This is a genomic window from Methylophaga sp. (assembly GCF_048266885.1).
GTDB lineage: Bacteria > Pseudomonadota > Gammaproteobacteria > Nitrosococcales > Methylophagaceae > Methylophaga.
The window spans coordinates 1-13854 of the sequence record NZ_JBLWYR010000039.1 but is presented as its reverse complement, the minus strand read 5'-3'; the positions used below and the strand labels follow the sequence as shown (position 1 = coordinate 13854).

Annotated in this window: 28 protein-coding genes and 1 pseudogene; all 29 read right to left on the bottom strand. The window is 43.0% G+C overall.

The window, feature by feature from the left end; genetic code table 11:
* Positions 1 to 222 precede the first annotated feature (222 nt).
* On the bottom strand, positions 223 to 606 hold the full coding sequence (gene rplQ, locus ACN0V2_RS13380) for a 50S ribosomal protein L17 (protein ID WP_417551307.1): 384 nt from the start codon (positions 604 to 606) through the stop codon (positions 223 to 225).
* 38 nt (positions 607 to 644) lie between these two features.
* The gene (locus ACN0V2_RS13375) at positions 645 to 1628 is read right to left on the bottom strand and encodes a DNA-directed RNA polymerase subunit alpha (protein ID WP_304915395.1); all 984 of its coding nucleotides are present in this window, start codon (positions 1626 to 1628) and stop codon (positions 645 to 647) included.
* 40 nt (positions 1629 to 1668) lie between these two features.
* Positions 1669 to 2289 (bottom strand): 30S ribosomal protein S4, encoded by a 621-nt coding sequence (gene rpsD / locus ACN0V2_RS13370; protein WP_417551305.1) that lies wholly within the window; start codon positions 2287 to 2289, stop codon positions 1669 to 1671.
* A gap of 21 nt (positions 2290 to 2310) precedes the next feature.
* Positions 2311 to 2700: a 30S ribosomal protein S11 gene (rpsK, locus tag ACN0V2_RS13365; protein WP_226069752.1), complete on the bottom strand. Its 390-nt coding sequence runs from the start codon at positions 2698 to 2700 to the stop codon at positions 2311 to 2313.
* Between the two features lie 16 nt (positions 2701 to 2716).
* Positions 2717 to 3070, bottom strand: coding sequence for a 30S ribosomal protein S13 (gene rpsM, locus ACN0V2_RS13360; protein WP_417551304.1), 354 nt, complete (start codon positions 3068 to 3070; stop codon positions 2717 to 2719).
* Between the two features lie 85 nt (positions 3071 to 3155).
* On the bottom strand, positions 3156 to 3269 hold the full coding sequence (gene rpmJ, locus ACN0V2_RS13355; RefSeq protein ID WP_009726913.1) for a 50S ribosomal protein L36: 114 nt from the start codon (positions 3267 to 3269) through the stop codon (positions 3156 to 3158).
* A gap of 31 nt (positions 3270 to 3300) precedes the next feature.
* Positions 3301 to 4653, bottom strand: coding sequence for a preprotein translocase subunit SecY (secY, locus tag ACN0V2_RS13350; RefSeq protein ID WP_417551303.1), 1353 nt, complete (start codon positions 4651 to 4653; stop codon positions 3301 to 3303).
* Positions 4654 to 4658: 5 nt separating this feature from the next.
* The gene (gene rplO, locus ACN0V2_RS13345) at positions 4659 to 5093 is read right to left on the bottom strand and encodes a 50S ribosomal protein L15 (RefSeq protein WP_417551302.1); all 435 of its coding nucleotides are present in this window, start codon (positions 5091 to 5093) and stop codon (positions 4659 to 4661) included.
* 2 nt (positions 5094 to 5095) lie between these two features.
* A complete protein-coding gene (gene rpmD, locus ACN0V2_RS13340; RefSeq protein WP_417551301.1) occupies positions 5096 to 5284 on the bottom strand; it encodes a 50S ribosomal protein L30 in 189 nt (62 codons plus the stop codon).
* 4 nt (positions 5285 to 5288) lie between these two features.
* Positions 5289 to 5798, bottom strand: coding sequence for a 30S ribosomal protein S5 (gene rpsE, locus ACN0V2_RS13335; protein WP_014707477.1), 510 nt, complete (start codon positions 5796 to 5798; stop codon positions 5289 to 5291).
* An 18-nt stretch (positions 5799 to 5816) separates the two neighbouring features.
* The gene (rplR, locus tag ACN0V2_RS13330; protein WP_014707478.1) at positions 5817 to 6170 is read right to left on the bottom strand and encodes a 50S ribosomal protein L18; all 354 of its coding nucleotides are present in this window, start codon (positions 6168 to 6170) and stop codon (positions 5817 to 5819) included.
* A gap of 12 nt (positions 6171 to 6182) precedes the next feature.
* Positions 6183 to 6716 (bottom strand): 50S ribosomal protein L6, encoded by a 534-nt coding sequence (gene rplF, locus ACN0V2_RS13325; protein WP_417551300.1) that lies wholly within the window; start codon positions 6714 to 6716, stop codon positions 6183 to 6185.
* 23 nt (positions 6717 to 6739) lie between these two features.
* On the bottom strand, positions 6740 to 7135 hold the full coding sequence (rpsH, locus tag ACN0V2_RS13320) for a 30S ribosomal protein S8 (RefSeq protein WP_417551299.1): 396 nt from the start codon (positions 7133 to 7135) through the stop codon (positions 6740 to 6742).
* Between the two features lie 30 nt (positions 7136 to 7165).
* Positions 7166 to 7471, bottom strand: a complete 306-nt coding sequence (gene rpsN / locus ACN0V2_RS13315; RefSeq protein ID WP_014707481.1) for a 30S ribosomal protein S14 — start codon at positions 7469 to 7471, stop codon at positions 7166 to 7168.
* Positions 7472 to 7494: 23 nt separating this feature from the next.
* Positions 7495 to 8034, bottom strand: coding sequence for a 50S ribosomal protein L5 (gene rplE, locus ACN0V2_RS13310; RefSeq protein ID WP_417551298.1), 540 nt, complete (start codon positions 8032 to 8034; stop codon positions 7495 to 7497).
* 21 nt (positions 8035 to 8055) lie between these two features.
* A complete protein-coding gene (gene rplX, locus ACN0V2_RS13305; protein ID WP_014707483.1) occupies positions 8056 to 8373 on the bottom strand; it encodes a 50S ribosomal protein L24 in 318 nt (105 codons plus the stop codon).
* Positions 8374 to 8389: 16 nt separating this feature from the next.
* Complete coding sequence (gene rplN / locus ACN0V2_RS13300) at positions 8390 to 8758, bottom strand: 50S ribosomal protein L14 (protein WP_089418555.1); 369 nt, start codon at positions 8756 to 8758, stop codon at positions 8390 to 8392.
* Positions 8759 to 8785: 27 nt separating this feature from the next.
* A complete protein-coding gene (gene rpsQ / locus ACN0V2_RS13295) occupies positions 8786 to 9046 on the bottom strand; it encodes a 30S ribosomal protein S17 (protein ID WP_069296934.1) in 261 nt (86 codons plus the stop codon).
* Positions 9047 to 9055: 9 nt separating this feature from the next.
* Entirely contained in the window at positions 9056 to 9241 is a 186-nt protein-coding gene (gene rpmC, locus ACN0V2_RS13290) for a 50S ribosomal protein L29 (RefSeq protein WP_417551297.1), read from the bottom strand.
* Positions 9241 to 9654, bottom strand: coding sequence for a 50S ribosomal protein L16 (rplP, locus tag ACN0V2_RS13285; RefSeq protein WP_014707487.1), 414 nt, complete (start codon positions 9652 to 9654; stop codon positions 9241 to 9243). Before rplP ends, rpmC begins: the two co-directional genes overlap by 1 nt.
* An 11-nt stretch (positions 9655 to 9665) precedes the next feature.
* Entirely contained in the window at positions 9666 to 10325 is a 660-nt protein-coding gene (gene rpsC, locus ACN0V2_RS13280) for a 30S ribosomal protein S3 (RefSeq protein WP_417551296.1), read from the bottom strand.
* Positions 10326 to 10337: 12 nt separating this feature from the next.
* Entirely contained in the window at positions 10338 to 10670 is a 333-nt protein-coding gene (rplV, locus tag ACN0V2_RS13275) for a 50S ribosomal protein L22 (protein ID WP_014707489.1), read from the bottom strand.
* Between the two features lie 9 nt (positions 10671 to 10679).
* Positions 10680 to 10955: a 30S ribosomal protein S19 gene (rpsS, locus tag ACN0V2_RS13270; protein WP_041354584.1), complete on the bottom strand. Its 276-nt coding sequence runs from the start codon at positions 10953 to 10955 to the stop codon at positions 10680 to 10682.
* A 17-nt stretch (positions 10956 to 10972) separates the two neighbouring features.
* Positions 10973 to 11800, bottom strand: coding sequence for a 50S ribosomal protein L2 (rplB, locus tag ACN0V2_RS13265; protein WP_417551295.1), 828 nt, complete (start codon positions 11798 to 11800; stop codon positions 10973 to 10975).
* Between the two features lie 26 nt (positions 11801 to 11826).
* Positions 11827 to 12120 (bottom strand): 50S ribosomal protein L23, encoded by a 294-nt coding sequence (gene rplW, locus ACN0V2_RS13260; protein ID WP_069296938.1) that lies wholly within the window; start codon positions 12118 to 12120, stop codon positions 11827 to 11829.
* Positions 12117 to 12734, bottom strand: coding sequence for a 50S ribosomal protein L4 (gene rplD, locus ACN0V2_RS13255; RefSeq protein ID WP_069296939.1), 618 nt, complete (start codon positions 12732 to 12734; stop codon positions 12117 to 12119). Before rplD ends, rplW begins: the two co-directional genes overlap by 4 nt.
* Before the next feature lie 23 nt (positions 12735 to 12757).
* A complete protein-coding gene (rplC, locus tag ACN0V2_RS13250; protein ID WP_417551294.1) occupies positions 12758 to 13390 on the bottom strand; it encodes a 50S ribosomal protein L3 in 633 nt (210 codons plus the stop codon).
* Positions 13391 to 13403: 13 nt separating this feature from the next.
* Positions 13404 to 13718: a 30S ribosomal protein S10 gene (rpsJ, locus tag ACN0V2_RS13245; protein ID WP_007144672.1), complete on the bottom strand. Its 315-nt coding sequence runs from the start codon at positions 13716 to 13718 to the stop codon at positions 13404 to 13406.
* 5 nt (positions 13719 to 13723) lie between these two features.
* A pseudogene (gene tuf / locus ACN0V2_RS13240) lies at positions 13724 to 13854 on the bottom strand (elongation factor Tu); the annotation flags it as partial.

The window sequence follows — 13854 nt, the reverse complement described above, 5'->3', positions numbered from 1 at the left end:
AGTTTTTTAAAGAGCTTGCAGTCATTGTGCCCTGCAAAGAAGCGAGAATTATACAGCCACTCGCCAGGCTGTCAACACTAAAAATCAGTTAATTTACTCAATAACGTAAAACAATTTATTTGCTGACATTAAATCAATGAGTTAGCAGTAACAAAACAATTGCTCTATATACAACTAAACCGGCGTTAGCCGGTTTAGTTTGCAATCAATTAAGATTAAATATTAAGCAGTAGCTTCAGTTTCAACGGCAGCACGATCAACAAGCTCAACAATGGCCATTGGTGCTTTGTCACCATCACGTAAGCCAGTTTTTAACACGCGGACATAACCACCCGGGCGATTAGCGGAGCGAGGCGAAACTTCGTTAAACAACTTGGTCACTGCATCACGACTACCTAAGCGTGCAAACGCTAGACGACGATTAGCAACACTATCTGTTTTCCCTAAAGTGATAAGTGGCTCAATAACACCACGCAACTCTTTAGCCTTAGGCAATGTAGTGCGAATAACCTCATGCTCCAGCAATGAGGTAGCCATATTTTTGAACATAGCTTTTCTATGACTGCTATTGCGGTTTAATTTACGACCTGAATTACGATGACGCATGGTTCTTACCCTATTCTTTGTGCTGAATTACTTCAGTATTATTTTTGCTCTAAAGAAGCAGGTGGCCAGTTATCAAGATGCATGCCTAAAGACAAGCCTTTTGATGCCAGGACTTCTTTGATTTCTGTCAGGGACTTTTTACCTAAATTAGGTGTTTTTAAAAGTTCCATTTCAGTACGTTGAATCAAATCACCTACGTAATAAATATTTTCTGCTTTAAGACAGTTAGCAGAACGAACCGTTAAATCTAAATCATCAATTGCCTGAAGTAAAGCAGGATCAATTGGTGGCTGTTTTGGCTCAGATGCGGCTTCTTCAATTACAGTAAAGTCTACAAAAGAAGTTAACTGGTCACTTAAGATGGTAGCTGCATATTTAATAGCATCTTCAGCATCCAAAGTGCCGTTAGTTTCAACATCGATAATTAATTTATCTAAGTCAGTACGATTTTCTACACGCGCACTTTCAACAGCATATGTAACTAAACGTACAGGGCTAAATGAAGCATCAAGATGCAATTGACCGATAGCACGGTCTTCATCTTCACCCAAAGCACGACTGTTAGCAGCAGAATAACCACGGCCTTTAACGACTTTAAAGGTTACTGAAAGGCTACCGCCAGTTAAGTTGGCGATAACATGATCAGGGTTTGTAACCACAACATTATGTGGCAATTGGATATCTGCAGCAGTAACAGGGCCTACGCCTTCTTTGTTCAGACTTAAAACCGCTTCAGTTGCGTCATGCAACTGTACAGCAATGCCTTTCATATTTAGAAGAATGTCTAAAACATCTTCTTGTACGCCGTTAATTGCTGAATATTCATGCACTACACCGTCGATTTGTGCTTCAACAACTGCTGCACCTTCCATTGAGGAAAGCAAAATTCTACGTAACGCATTACCCAGCGTATGCCCAAAGCCACGTTCTAACGGCTCCAGTACCAGACGTGTACGTGTGTCACTAAACTTTTGGATATCGACAATCCTTGGTTTAAGAAATTGACTCGTATAAGTCGTCATGCAAATTCCTCTAATAAATCCATATTGGATTTAGTTATGTCTATTTCGAGTAAAGCTCTACAACCAGGTTTTCTGAAAGTTCGGCCGGCAATTCATCACGCTCAGGAGCACGTTTAAACACACCTGACAGAGCTTGCGTATTAACTTCGATCCATTCTGGAAAACCTAACTGCTCTGCTACTGACATAGCATTAACAATACGTTCTTGTTTCTTCGCTTTCTCACGAATCTCAACAACATCACCCTCTTTAACTTGATAAGAAGGAATGTTTGTTACGCGGCCATTAACCATAATCGCTTTGTGTGAAACAAGCTGTCTTGATTCGGCGCGTGTTGAGCCAAAGCCCATGCGGTAAACAACATTATCAAGACGTTGCTCAAGAAAGTTCAACAAGTTAACACCGGTTGCACCTTTCTTTTGATCAGCAAGCTTATAATAGTTACGAAATTGCTTTTCAAGTACGCCATACATACGGCGAATACGTTGCTTAGCGCGCAACTGTACTGCATAGTCGGATTCACGACCACGACGAGCACCATGTTGACCTGGCTTTTGTTCAATCTTGCATTTGCTTTCGAGAGGGTTACCTCTGCTCTTCAGAAAAAGGTCAGTACCTTCTCTGCGACTTAATTTGCAAGTTGGGCCACGATATTTTCCCATTAGTGTTACTCCAAAAACCTGTTAAACGCGACGACGCTTAGGAGGACGGCAGCCATTGTGAGGAATGGGCGTCACGTCTGTAATATTAGTAATCTTAAACCCTAAATTATTTAAGGCACGGACCGCAGATTCACGGCCAGGGCCTGGACCTTTAATTTCTACATCCAGGTTTTTCATACCGAATTCTTTCACTACTTCGCCAGCTTTTTCAGCAGCTACCTGTGCAGCAAACGGTGTACTTTTACGAGAACCACGAAACCCACATCCACCCGCAGTTGCCCATGAAAGAGCATTACCTTGGCGGTCAGTAATCGTTATTATCGTATTATTAAATGATGCATGAACGTGTGCGACCCCGTCTACCACATTCTTTTTAACGCGTTTGCGTTGTCGTGCTGATGAATTTGCCATCGAAGCGCCTCTTAACTTACTTAATCATACGGCGAGGACCTTTACGAGTCCTTGCGTTAGTTTTAGTTCTCTGCCCACGTACTGGCAGACCTCTGCGGTGGCGAACACCACGGTAACAACCTAAGTCTTTAAGACGTTTAATATCCATTGAGACTTCACGACGCAAATCGCCTTCAACAATATATTTGGCAACTTCAGTACGAAGTGCTTCAACTTCTTGTTCATTCAGATCGCGAATTTTTGCATCAGGTGCAATACCTGCGGCTTCACAAATCTTTTGCGAACGAGTACGGCCAATGCCATAAATCGATGTGAGTGCAATTACCGTGTGCTTTTGCACAGGAACATTTATACCAGCTATACGAGCCATTCAATTACCCTAAATTTCTCAGGAGTGAACAGTGAATTGTAACATACAAAACTACAGTTCAACAACAATCAACGAATAGTCAAATTTAACCTTGACGTTGCTTATGTCGAGCTTCTTTGCATATAACGCGAAGAACCCCGTTTCTTTTTACGATTTTGCAATTACGGCAAATCTTTTTTACTGATGCCTGAACTTTCATTAGATTTTCTCCAGCAAACTATTTTGTAAAGTTAGCGTAAAAAACCGCCAACTCCATTATTATTCTTGTTTGATTTACGCATCAAACTTTCATACTGCTGCGACATCATGTGTGATTGGACTTGCGATACAAAATCCATTGTCACTACTACGATGATAAGCAAAGAGGTACCACCGAAATAGAAAGGTACGCTCCAGTAAAGTATTAGGAACTCTGGCAACAAACAGACAGCTGTAATATAAACTGCACCAGCTAATGTTAAGCGCCCCATTACCGTATCAATGTAACGCGAAGTTTGCTCACCAGGTCTGATCCCAGGAATAAATGCGCCTGATTTTTGCAAATTCTCTGCTGTCTCTTTAGGATTAAAAACTAATGCCGTATAAAAGAAACAGAAAAAGATAATAGCCAAAGCATAAGCCATTACGTACATAGGCTGACCAGGAGACATTAAGGTAGAAATATCACTTAACCAACTCATACCTTCTGAAGAGCCAAACCAACCCGCAATTGTTGCCGGAAACAATATAATACTTGAAGCAAAAATAGGAGGAATTACACCCGCCATATTCAACTTCAAAGGTAAATGTGTAACTTGACCAGCCATCATCTTACGACCTTGCTGACGCTTGGCATAATGAATTGGTATGCGCCTTTGAGCACGCTCTACGAACACAACAAATGCTGTAACTGCAAGGGCCATAACTAGTAAAGCAATAACTAAGAATGGTGCAAGCTGACCTGTTCTCGCGAGCTCTAAAGTACCGCCGATAGCAGCAGGTAAACCTGCAACAATACCCGCAAATATGATAATTGAAATACCATTACCAATTCCACGTTCGGTAATTTGCTCGCCCAACCACATCAGAAACATAGTCCCAGTGACTAACGTTATTACAGCTGTAAATCGAAACAATAGACCTGGGTCAATAACTACACCCATACCACCTGCTTGCTGGCTTTCAAGAGCAATTGAAATACCAATTGCCTGAAAAGTCGCTAATGCTAATGTGCCATAACGAGTGTACTGCGTGATTTTTCGCTTTCCTGCCGCACCTTCTTTTTTAAGTTGGGCAAGCTTCGGATGCACGACCGTTAATAGCTGCATGATGATTGATGCAGAAATATACGGCATGATACCTAGAGCGAATACAGACAATCTTTCCAGCGCACCACCTGAAAACATGTTGAACATGTCCAAGATCGTGCCACGCTGCTGTTCAAACATAATAGCTAAGGCAGCAGGATCAATACCGGGAACAGGAATAAATGTTCCGAGTCGATAAACGAGTAAAGCGCCTAAAACAAAAAGAAGACGACTTTTGAGCTCACCATATCGTCCTCCGCTCATCATTGCTGCGGCTTGTTGTCTGTTTTTTTCCACGAATATTACTCTTCGACCTTACCACCGGCAGCTTCAACAGCAGCTTTTGCACCTGCAGTAAGAGCCATACCCTTTATCGTTACAGATTTAGTAAGCTCACCAGAGTTAATTACTTTTACACGCAAGGTGTTTTCGGGTACTGCACCAGCGGATTTCAACGTCAGCAAATCAATTACATCAGCATCAATAGCGGCAATTGTATCTAAACGAACTTGCGCTGTAGTTCTGCTAACACGTGAACTAAAACCAACCTTCGGCAAACGACGTTGCAAAGGCATCTGACCACCTTCAAAACCACGCTTATGAAAACCACCAGAACGTGCTTTTTGGCCTTTATGACCACGGCCACAGGTTTTACCCAAGCCTGAGCCAATACCACGTCCAACGCGCTTAGCTGATTGTTTTTCACCTTCAGCTGGTGCAATTGTATTTAAGTTCATGTTTATACTTCCTCAACCTTCAACAGGTAAGAAACATGATTGATCATGCCTCTGTTTTCAGGCGTGTCTATTACAACAGCGCTACTACCTGTTTTACGTAAACCTAAACCTGCGACACAGGCTTTATGTTTTTCAAGTCTTCCAATGGTGCTTTTGACCAATGTGACTTTTAATTTTGCTTGTGAACTCATTTGATTATTCCATGATCTCTTTAACCGACTTACCACGTTTGGCAGCGATAGATTCAGGGTTATTCATATCAGTAAGGCCATTAATAGTAGCGCGAACTACATTAAGAGGATTAGTTGACCCAATCGACTTAGCCAGAACGTTATGAACACCAACAGCATCAAATACAGCGCGCATTGCACCACCGGCAATAACACCTGTACCTTCTGATGCAGGTTGCATGAACACTTTTGCAGCGCCATGACGAGCAGTCAGAGGGTGGTGCAGAGTATCACCATTGAGCACAACTTTTTTCATATTTTTACGTGCTTCATCCATTGCTTTTTGAATAGCAACCGGTACTTCACGTGCTTTTCCTTGGCCAAAGCCAACACGGCCATTACCATCACCGACAATTGTCAGTGCAGAAAAACCAAATACCCGGCCACCTTTCACTACTTTAGCGACGCGACGTATACCTACTAACTTTTCAATCAAGCCATCTGATGCGGCTTGGCGTTGTTCATTCTGTGCCATGAGTCTTACCTTATATAACTAGAACTGCAAGCCGTTTTCACGAGCTGCATCAGCCAGGGCCTTAACGCGACCGTGATAACTAAAACCGGAACGATCAAAGGCAACTTGTGTAATACCTTCTTTAGCTGCACGTTGTGCAACAGTCTTTCCAACCAATTCGGCTGCAGCTACATTTCCAGTACCTTCAAGTGCTTTTTTCACTTCAGGATCCAAAGTTGAAGCAGAAGCAACCACTTTAGAACTATCGTGAGTAAGAACTTGTGCATAGATATGACGCGGCGTTCTATGAATTGTCAGTCTATAGACTTCCAACTCTCTGATTTTGGCACGCGCTCTTGCAGCTCTGCGTAATCTTGACGATTTTTTATCCATGATTCAGCCTAATTATTTTTTCTTAGCTTCTTTACGAGCAACATATTCATCTGAATAACGAACACCTTTACCTTTATAAGGTTCTGGTGAGCGGTAAGCACGAATATCTGCCGCCACTTGTCCGACCGCTTGTTTGTCAGCGCCCGTAACAACAATTTCAGTTTGACTTGGTGTTTCTACTGTAATGCCAGCAGGCACATCATATTGAACAGGATGTGAAAAACCCAAAGTCAGGTCGAGTTTGTCACCTTGTGCTTTCGCACGGTAACCAACGCCAACCAATGTTAATTTCTTTTCAAAACCTTTAGATACACCATCAACCATGTTACTGATCAAGGCTCTCGCCGTACCGGTTAAAGCTACAGCTTGTTTTGAATTGTTTTTTGCGACGGTCTTGAGTGCAGAACCTTCCTGCGACACTTCTACATCGGCATGAAAAGTACGTGACAATGTTCCTTTCGAACCTTTAACCGTAACTTCACTACCGTTGAGAGCAACCTCAACACCAGCAGGTATTTCAACTGGCGCATTTGCAATACGTGACATGTTCTATCTCCTGGAAATAAGGCTTAGCTAACGGCACACAGGACTTCACCGCCCTGACCAAGTGCACGCGCTTTACGATCAGCCATCACACCTCTAGAGGTAGACACGATAGCAACACCAAGACCACCGATAACTTGCGGGATTTTATCCGCTGAACGGTAAACTCGAAGACCTGGACGGCTGATGCGGTTGATTTGTTCGATAACCGGTTTGCCTTCAAAATATTTCAGGGTAATGCTCAACAGGGGTTTGCCTGCATTTTCATTAACACTGAAATCAGCAACATAACCTTCATCTTTAAGAACTTGAGCAATGCTCAGCTTTACCTTAGAAGAAGGCATTGTTACGTCAACTTTATTTGCTTGTTGGGCATTGCGGATGCGTGTCAACATATCAGCAATTGGGTCAGTCATACTCATTTAATTTAGCTCCACTAAACAGATTGGCAACTACCAACTCGCCATGACTAGGCCAGGAATATCGCCATTCATTGCATGTTCACGCAGTTTGTTTCTTGAAAGACCAAACTTACGGTAATAACCGTGTGGACGACCAGTAATTTCACAACGATTTCTCATACGTACTGCACTTGAATTACGTGGCAGTGCATGAAATTTCTTTGCAGCAACTTCACGTTCTTCCATACTCAGAGATGAATTGATCATTTGTTTTTTCAATTCAGCACGTTTGGCAGCGTATTTTTCTACCATTTTTGCTCTTTTAATCTCGCGATTAATCATGCAACGTTTAGCCATAACTTATTCCACCCGGACTTGGTTTATTTTCTAAAAGGAAACTTGAACGCAGCCAATAAAGCACGTGACTCTTCTGCAGTTTTTGCAGTGGTGGTAATGGTAATATCCATACCCCGTGTTTTATCAATCTTGTCAAACTCAATTTCAGGGAAGATGATTTGCTCTTTAATCCCCATACTGTAGTTTCCTTGACCATCAAATGATTTCGGGTTTAACCCACGAAAGTCACGAATTCTCGGAATAGAAATACTAATCAGACGATCTAAGAAGTCATACATGCGATCACTACGCAATGTTACTTTACAACCGATCGGCCAACCCTCACGCACCTTAAAGCCGGCAACTGATTTACGAGCTTTGGTAACTACAGCTTTCTGACCGGCAATTCTTTCCATGTCAGCGACTGCGTTTTCCAACACTTTCTTATCAGTCAACGCTTCACCAACACCCATATTCAGGGTAATTTTGGTTATGCGAGGCACTTCCATAACGGATTTATAGCCAAACTGTTCTTGCAGTTGCTTGACTACATCTTCACGATAAATTTGTTTTAATCTGCTCACTTTAATATCCCAACTCTAAGCTCAAGCGCCAACGGTTTCGCCGTTTGACTTGAAGACGCGAACTTTGCGGCCATCTTCGAGAAATTTGAAACCTACTTTATCGCCTTTTCCAGAAGCTGGATTCAGCAAAGCAAGATTCGACTCATGAATTGGCATTTCTTTTTCAACAATACCACCTGTGCGACCTAACGCCGGGTTTGGCTTAGTGTGCTTTTTGACAAGATTGATGCCTTGAACAACAAACTTACCGCCTTCGACCCGACGCAGGATTTCGCCTTGTTTGCCACGGTCTTTACCAACCGTAACAACAACTTGATCGCCTTTAACTAATCTTTCCATCCTTCAGCGCTCCTACTTAAAGTACTTCCGGTGCCAACGAAATGATCTTCATGAATTTTTCACCACGAAGCTCACGTGTAACCGGGCCGAAAATACGTGTACCGATTGGTTGATGTGCAGCATTTAATAATACTGCTGCGTTAGTATCGAAACGGATGACCGAACCATCTGGACGGCGAACACCTTTGCGAGTTCTAACAATGACAGCATTATGCACGTCACCTTTTTTCACTTTTCCACGCGGCGCAGCCTCTTTAATGGTGACTTTAATAACATCACCAATACCAGCATAACGACGGTGTGAACCACCTAAAACTTTGATGCATTCTACTCGTTTAGCACCGCTATTGTCGGCCACATCGAGACTGCTTTGCATTTGAATCATGGTCTAAACTCCAAACTGAATAGTTGCTTACTTCGCACGATCAATAATGTCGACCAGCTTCCAGCACTTCGTCTTAGACAGTGGGCGCGATGAGGCAACACTTACTACGTCACCGACATTACATTCATTCTTTTCATCATGAACATGTAATTTGGTTGAACGCTTAACATATTTTTTGTAGATCGGATGGGCAACACTACGTTCTACTAGAACAGTAATGGTTTTATCCATCTTGTCACTGACAACACGACCAATCAACGAACGTGCATTTTTTTCTTGTTCACTCATTTCAGTGCCCTATTTATTCTCAGTCAGTACAGTTTTGATGCGTGCAATATCACGGCGCACACGCTTCAGCTCAGAGTTACGTGACAACTGGCCGGTAGCGTTTTGCATACGCAAATTAAACTGTTCCTTGTGAAGTTCACCCAGCTCTTTAGCCAAGTCTTCAGTAGATTTTTGTCTAATTTCGCTCGCTTTCATTACAGTATCGCCCGAGTTACAAATGTCGTTTTAACAGGAAGTTTAGCTGCTGCAAGACGGAACGCTTCACGAGCGATCTCTTCAGTAACCCCTTCCATTTCATATAGCATACGGCCTGGTTGAACATTAGCTACCCAATATTCAACATTACCTTTACCCTTACCTTGACGTACTTCCAACGGTTTGCTGGAAATTGGCTTATCAGGAAACACACGGATCCAGATTTTGCCACCACGTTTAATGTAACGAGTCATCGCACGACGTGCTGCTTCAATTTGACGAGCAGTAATACGCCCACGATCTAATGACTTCAAACCGAACTCACCAAAACTTACTTTGGCGCCACGGTGAGCCAAGCCACGGTTGCGCAACTTCTGCTGCTTTCTAAATTTCGTTCTTTTTGGCTGTAACATTGGTTATAACCTTATTTTTCTACGGGTGCGTTTTGTGCCTGAGCATCAAAAACTTCACCTTTAAAAATCCAAACCTTAACGCCGATAATACCGTAAGTGGTTTTAGCTTCTGCAGTACCATAATCGATATCAGCACGCAGAGTATGCAAAGGAACACGGCCTTCACGGTACCATTCAGTACGAGCAATCTCTGCGCCATTGAGGCGACCAGCAACATTAATACGAATACCTTCAGCACCAACACGCATGGTGTTCGTAACTGCACGTTTCATAGCACGACGGAACATAATGCGACGTTCAAGTTGTTGCGCAACACTCTCAGCAACTAGGGTTGCATCAAGTTCAGGCTTACGAATCTCTTCTACGCCGACATTAACAGGAATACCCATGATTTCTGATGCTTCCTGGCGAAGTTTGTCGATATCTTCACCTTTTTTACCAATAACAATCCCTGGACGGGCCGTATGAATGGTAATTTTTGCATTCTTAGCTGGTCTGTCAATTTGAATCTTGCTCACAGATGCATGTGCAAGTTTCTTTTTCAGATAGTTACGTACCTTCAGATCATTATTCAGCATTTCTGCAAAATTGGCTGAATCTGCATACCAGATTGAATTCCAATTTTTAATTATACCAAGTCTGAAACCAGTTGGGTGAACCTTTTGTCCCATAAGTATTCTCTCTTACTTTTCGTCTACAACCACAGTGATGTGGCTTGTACGTTTAAGAATGCGATTACCACGGCCTTTAGCACGAGGCGACATACGCTTCATTGTTGGACCATCATCAACCATTACGGCTGAGACGTATAATTCATCAATGTCAGCACCATCATTGTGTTCAGCATTTGCAATCGCAGAATCCAATACGCCCTTCATTAAATCAGCAGCTTTTTTAGGGCTGAAAGCTAGAATGTTGATAGCGCGTTCAACGGGCAAACCTCTGATTTGATCCGCTACCAAACGCACTTTCTGTGCTGAAATGCGTGCATAGCTGAGTTTAGCTTTTGTAGCCATATCTTAACCTTATCGCTTAGATTTCTTATCGGCGGCATGACCTTTAAAGGTACGTGTTGGTGAAAACTCACCTAACTTATGCCCTACCATATCTTCTGTGACAAACACAGGTACGTGCTGTTTACCATTGTGAACAGCCAGTGTTAGACCAATCATATCTGGGGAGATCATTGAACGACGTGACCAAGTTTTGATCGGACGTTTGTTACTTGCATCTCTCGCTTCCAAGACCTTCTTTTCAAGGTGATGGTCAATAAATGGACCTTTTTTAATTGAACGCGGCATGTGAAATTCCTAGCCTTTTATTTACGATTACGACGACGTACGATCATATTATCCGTACGTTTATTCTTACGAGTCTTGTAGCCTTTAGTAGGCACACCCCACGGTGTAACAGGGTGACGACCACCAGAGGTACGCCCTTCACCACCACCATGTGGATGATCTACTGGGTTCATAACCACACCGCGAACGGTTGGTCGAACACCACGCCAGCGTTTAGCACCCGCTTTACCCAATGAACGTAATGAATGTTCGCCGTTACCGACTTCACCCATTGTTGCTTTACATTCAAGAGGTACCTTGCGTGTTTCACCGCTACGCAGACGAATAGTCGCGTAACCATTTTCGCGTGCAACATATTGAACACTGCTACCAGCGCTACGTGCTAACTGTGCACCTTTACCAGGTTTCAGTTCGACACAATGAACTGTGCTACCTAAAGGAATGGCAGACAACTTCAATGTATTACCAGCGCGAATCGCTGCGTTATCGCCAGATTCCAAACGATCACCAGCGCTAATACCTTTCGGAGCGATAATGTAACGTTTTTCACCATCGGCATAACTTAACAATGCAATATGCGCCGTACGATTTGGATCATATTCAACACGTTCAACAACGGCAGGAATGCCATCTTTATTACGTTTGAAATCAATTACGCGGTAACGTTGTTTATGACCACCGCCTTGATGACGGACAGTAATACGACCAGCGTTATTACGACCACCATTTTTTGTCTTTTTCTCTACCAAAGGAGCATATGGTGCACCTTTGTACAGATCTGGAGTACTGACCTGCACAACAAATCTGCGACCTGCTGATGTAGGTTTAGCCTTTATTAATGCCATTCCTGTTTCCTCACCCGTATTCTGTATTATTCGCCAAGGAAGTTGAGATCAGCACCATCAGCTAATGTCACATAGGCTTTTTTCCAGTCGCTGCGCTTACCGAAACTACGGCCTACGCGTTTGACTTTGCCTTTAACATTGGCTGTTGATACAGCAGCAACTTTCACATCAAACAAGCTTTCTACGGCTTTTTTGATTTCAGCTTTGTTGGCGTTAGGTAATACTTTAAGTACTACCTGGTTATGATCTTCGGCAACTCGTGATGCTTTTTCAGCTACCACTGGGCCAAGAATGATTTTGCTTAAGCGTTCAGCGTTCATACAAATGATTCCTCAAGCTTACGAATAGAGTCTTCACTCATCACAACTTTTTCGAAACGCAATAATGCAACTGGGTTGACGTGTGCCGCGTCAGTGGCAGCAATGTTATACAAATTGCGCGATGCCAGTGCCAAGTTACCGGCAGCGTTTTCACAAACGATCAAAGCGTTTTCAATACCCAAAGATTTTGTCATTGCTAACAAATCTTTTGTTTTTGGTGAATCGAGCTCAACTTTATCAACCACAACCAATGCATCTTTACGACGTAATTCTGACAAAATGACAGAAATCGCATTACGATACATTTTACGGTTTACTTTCTGGCTGTAATCACGATTTTTTGATGCAAAAGTAACACCACCGCTACGCCATAAAGGGCTACGAATTGTACCAGCACGAGCACGACCACTACCTTTTTGTGAAAAAGGTTTTCTGCCACCACCGCTCACTTCTGAGCGAGTTTTCTGTGCATGCGTACCAGCGCGACCACCCGCTAAATAAGCAGTGACGACTTGATGTACAAGTGACTCATTAAACTCACGATCAAGAAACGCATCGGAAACAGTGATGTTTCCGGCTTTCTTACCGTTGAATGTTTGTAACTGAAGATCCACGTTAATTCCCCTCAGAATCTTACTTAGGCTTTCACAGCTGGGCTAACGACGACATTACTGCCGGTTGCACCTGGCACTGAGCCTTTGACCAAAATCAGGTTCCGTTCCGCATCCACTCTGACAACAGAAAGATTTTGCAACGTGCGTTTTTTATCACCCATATGGCCAGCCATTTTTTTACCCTTGAACACACGTCCAGGAGTTTGACATTGACCAATTGAACCCGGCGCTCTATGTGACAGAGAGTTACCGTGTGTTGCATCACCGCCACGGAAACCGTAACGTTTAACAACACCAGCAAAGCCTTTACCTTTTGTCAGACCAGAAACATCAATTTTCTGACCCGCTTCAAATATATCTACTTTAAGTTCAGAACCAACTGTCAGTTCATCATGAGAATCCACACGGAACTCACAGACTTCACGACCAGCTGCGGCTTGAGCTTTAGCAAAATGACCCGCTTCAGGTTTAGTGACACGTGATGCTTTACGCTCACCCACTGTAACTTGAATCGCGTTATAACCATCAGTATCAACAGATTTCAACTGACTGATACGGTTTGGTTCAACTTCAATAACTGTAACCGGAGTAGATACACCGTCTTCAGTGAAGACACGTGTCATACCACGTTTACGACCGATGAGTCCGATAGTCATGACCCAACCCCTCTTAGTTCAACTTAATCTGAACGTCAACGCCAGCGGCGAGGTCCAGCTTCATAAGAGCATCAACTGTTTTATCAGTTGGCTCAACAATATCCATAAGACGTTTGTGTGTACGGATTTCATACTGTTCACGAGCGTCTTTGTTCACGTGTGGTGAAATCAGCACGGTGAAACGTTCTTTTTTTGTCGGCAATGGAATTGGACCATTAATCCGAGCACCTGTACGTTTCGCTGTTTCAACAATTTCTTTAGCTGATTGATCAATCAAACGATGATCAAAAGATTTCAGCCTGATTCTAATAGTTTGAGTTGCTGCCATTTCTATTACTCAACGATTTTAGCAACGACACCAGCACCAACGGTGCGGCCGCCTTCACGAATAGCAAAACGTAAACCTTCTTCCATCGCAATCGGATTGATTAAGGTTACGTCCATCTTGACGTTATCACCAGGCA

Excerpts from the sequence above, each read along its gene's own strand:
- rplQ (WP_417551307.1), bottom strand. The coding sequence starts at position 606 with ATGCGTCATCGTAATTCAGGTCGTAAATTAAACCGCAATAGCAGTCAT.
- ACN0V2_RS13375 (WP_304915395.1), bottom strand. The coding sequence starts at position 1,628 with ATGACGACTTATACGAGTCAATTTCTTAAACCAAGGATTGTCGATATC.
- rpsD (WP_417551305.1), bottom strand. The coding sequence starts at position 2,289 with ATGGGAAAATATCGTGGCCCAACTTGCAAATTAAGTCGCAGAGAAGGT.
- rpsK (WP_226069752.1), bottom strand. The coding sequence starts at position 2,700 with ATGGCAAATTCATCAGCACGACAACGCAAACGCGTTAAAAAGAATGTG.
- rpsM (WP_417551304.1), bottom strand. The coding sequence starts at position 3,070 with ATGGCTCGTATAGCTGGTATAAATGTTCCTGTGCAAAAGCACACGGTA.
- rpmJ (WP_009726913.1), bottom strand. The coding sequence starts at position 3,269 with ATGAAAGTTCAGGCATCAGTAAAAAAGATTTGCCGTAATTGCAAAATC.
- rplO (WP_417551302.1), bottom strand. The coding sequence starts at position 5,093 with ATGAACTTAAATACAATTGCACCAGCTGAAGGTGAAAAACAATCAGCT.
- rpmD (WP_417551301.1), bottom strand. The coding sequence starts at position 5,284 with ATGAGTTCACAAGCAAAATTAAAAGTCACATTGGTCAAAAGCACCATT.
- rpsE (WP_014707477.1), bottom strand. The coding sequence starts at position 5,798 with ATGGCACAGAATGAACAACGCCAAGCCGCATCAGATGGCTTGATTGAA.
- rplR (WP_014707478.1), bottom strand. The coding sequence starts at position 6,170 with ATGGATAAAAAATCGTCAAGATTACGCAGAGCTGCAAGAGCGCGTGCC.
- rplF (WP_417551300.1), bottom strand. The coding sequence starts at position 6,716 with ATGTCACGTATTGCAAATGCGCCAGTTGAAATACCTGCTGGTGTTGAG.
- rpsH (WP_417551299.1), bottom strand. The coding sequence starts at position 7,135 with ATGAGTATGACTGACCCAATTGCTGATATGTTGACACGCATCCGCAAT.
- rpsN (WP_014707481.1), bottom strand. The coding sequence starts at position 7,471 with ATGGCTAAACGTTGCATGATTAATCGCGAGATTAAAAGAGCAAAAATG.
- rplX (WP_014707483.1), bottom strand. The coding sequence starts at position 8,373 with ATGGAAAGATTAGTTAAAGGCGATCAAGTTGTTGTTACGGTTGGTAAA.
- rplN (WP_089418555.1), bottom strand. The coding sequence starts at position 8,758 with ATGATTCAAATGCAAAGCAGTCTCGATGTGGCCGACAATAGCGGTGCT.
- rpsQ (WP_069296934.1), bottom strand. The coding sequence starts at position 9,046 with ATGAGTGAACAAGAAAAAAATGCACGTTCGTTGATTGGTCGTGTTGTC.
- rpmC (WP_417551297.1), bottom strand. The coding sequence starts at position 9,241 with ATGAAAGCGAGCGAAATTAGACAAAAATCTACTGAAGACTTGGCTAAA.
- rplP (WP_014707487.1), bottom strand. The coding sequence starts at position 9,654 with ATGTTACAGCCAAAAAGAACGAAATTTAGAAAGCAGCAGAAGTTGCGC.
- rpsC (WP_417551296.1), bottom strand. The coding sequence starts at position 10,325 with ATGGGACAAAAGGTTCACCCAACTGGTTTCAGACTTGGTATAATTAAA.
- rplV (WP_014707489.1), bottom strand. The coding sequence starts at position 10,670 with ATGGCTACAAAAGCTAAACTCAGCTATGCACGCATTTCAGCACAGAAA.
- rpsS (WP_041354584.1), bottom strand. The coding sequence starts at position 10,955 with ATGCCGCGTTCAATTAAAAAAGGTCCATTTATTGACCATCACCTTGAA.
- rplB (WP_417551295.1), bottom strand. The coding sequence starts at position 11,800 with ATGGCATTAATAAAGGCTAAACCTACATCAGCAGGTCGCAGATTTGTT.
- rplW (WP_069296938.1), bottom strand. The coding sequence starts at position 12,120 with ATGAACGCTGAACGCTTAAGCAAAATCATTCTTGGCCCAGTGGTAGCT.
- rplC (WP_417551294.1), bottom strand. The coding sequence starts at position 13,390 with ATGACTATCGGACTCATCGGTCGTAAACGTGGTATGACACGTGTCTTC.
- rpsJ (WP_007144672.1), bottom strand. The coding sequence starts at position 13,718 with ATGGCAGCAACTCAAACTATTAGAATCAGGCTGAAATCTTTTGATCAT.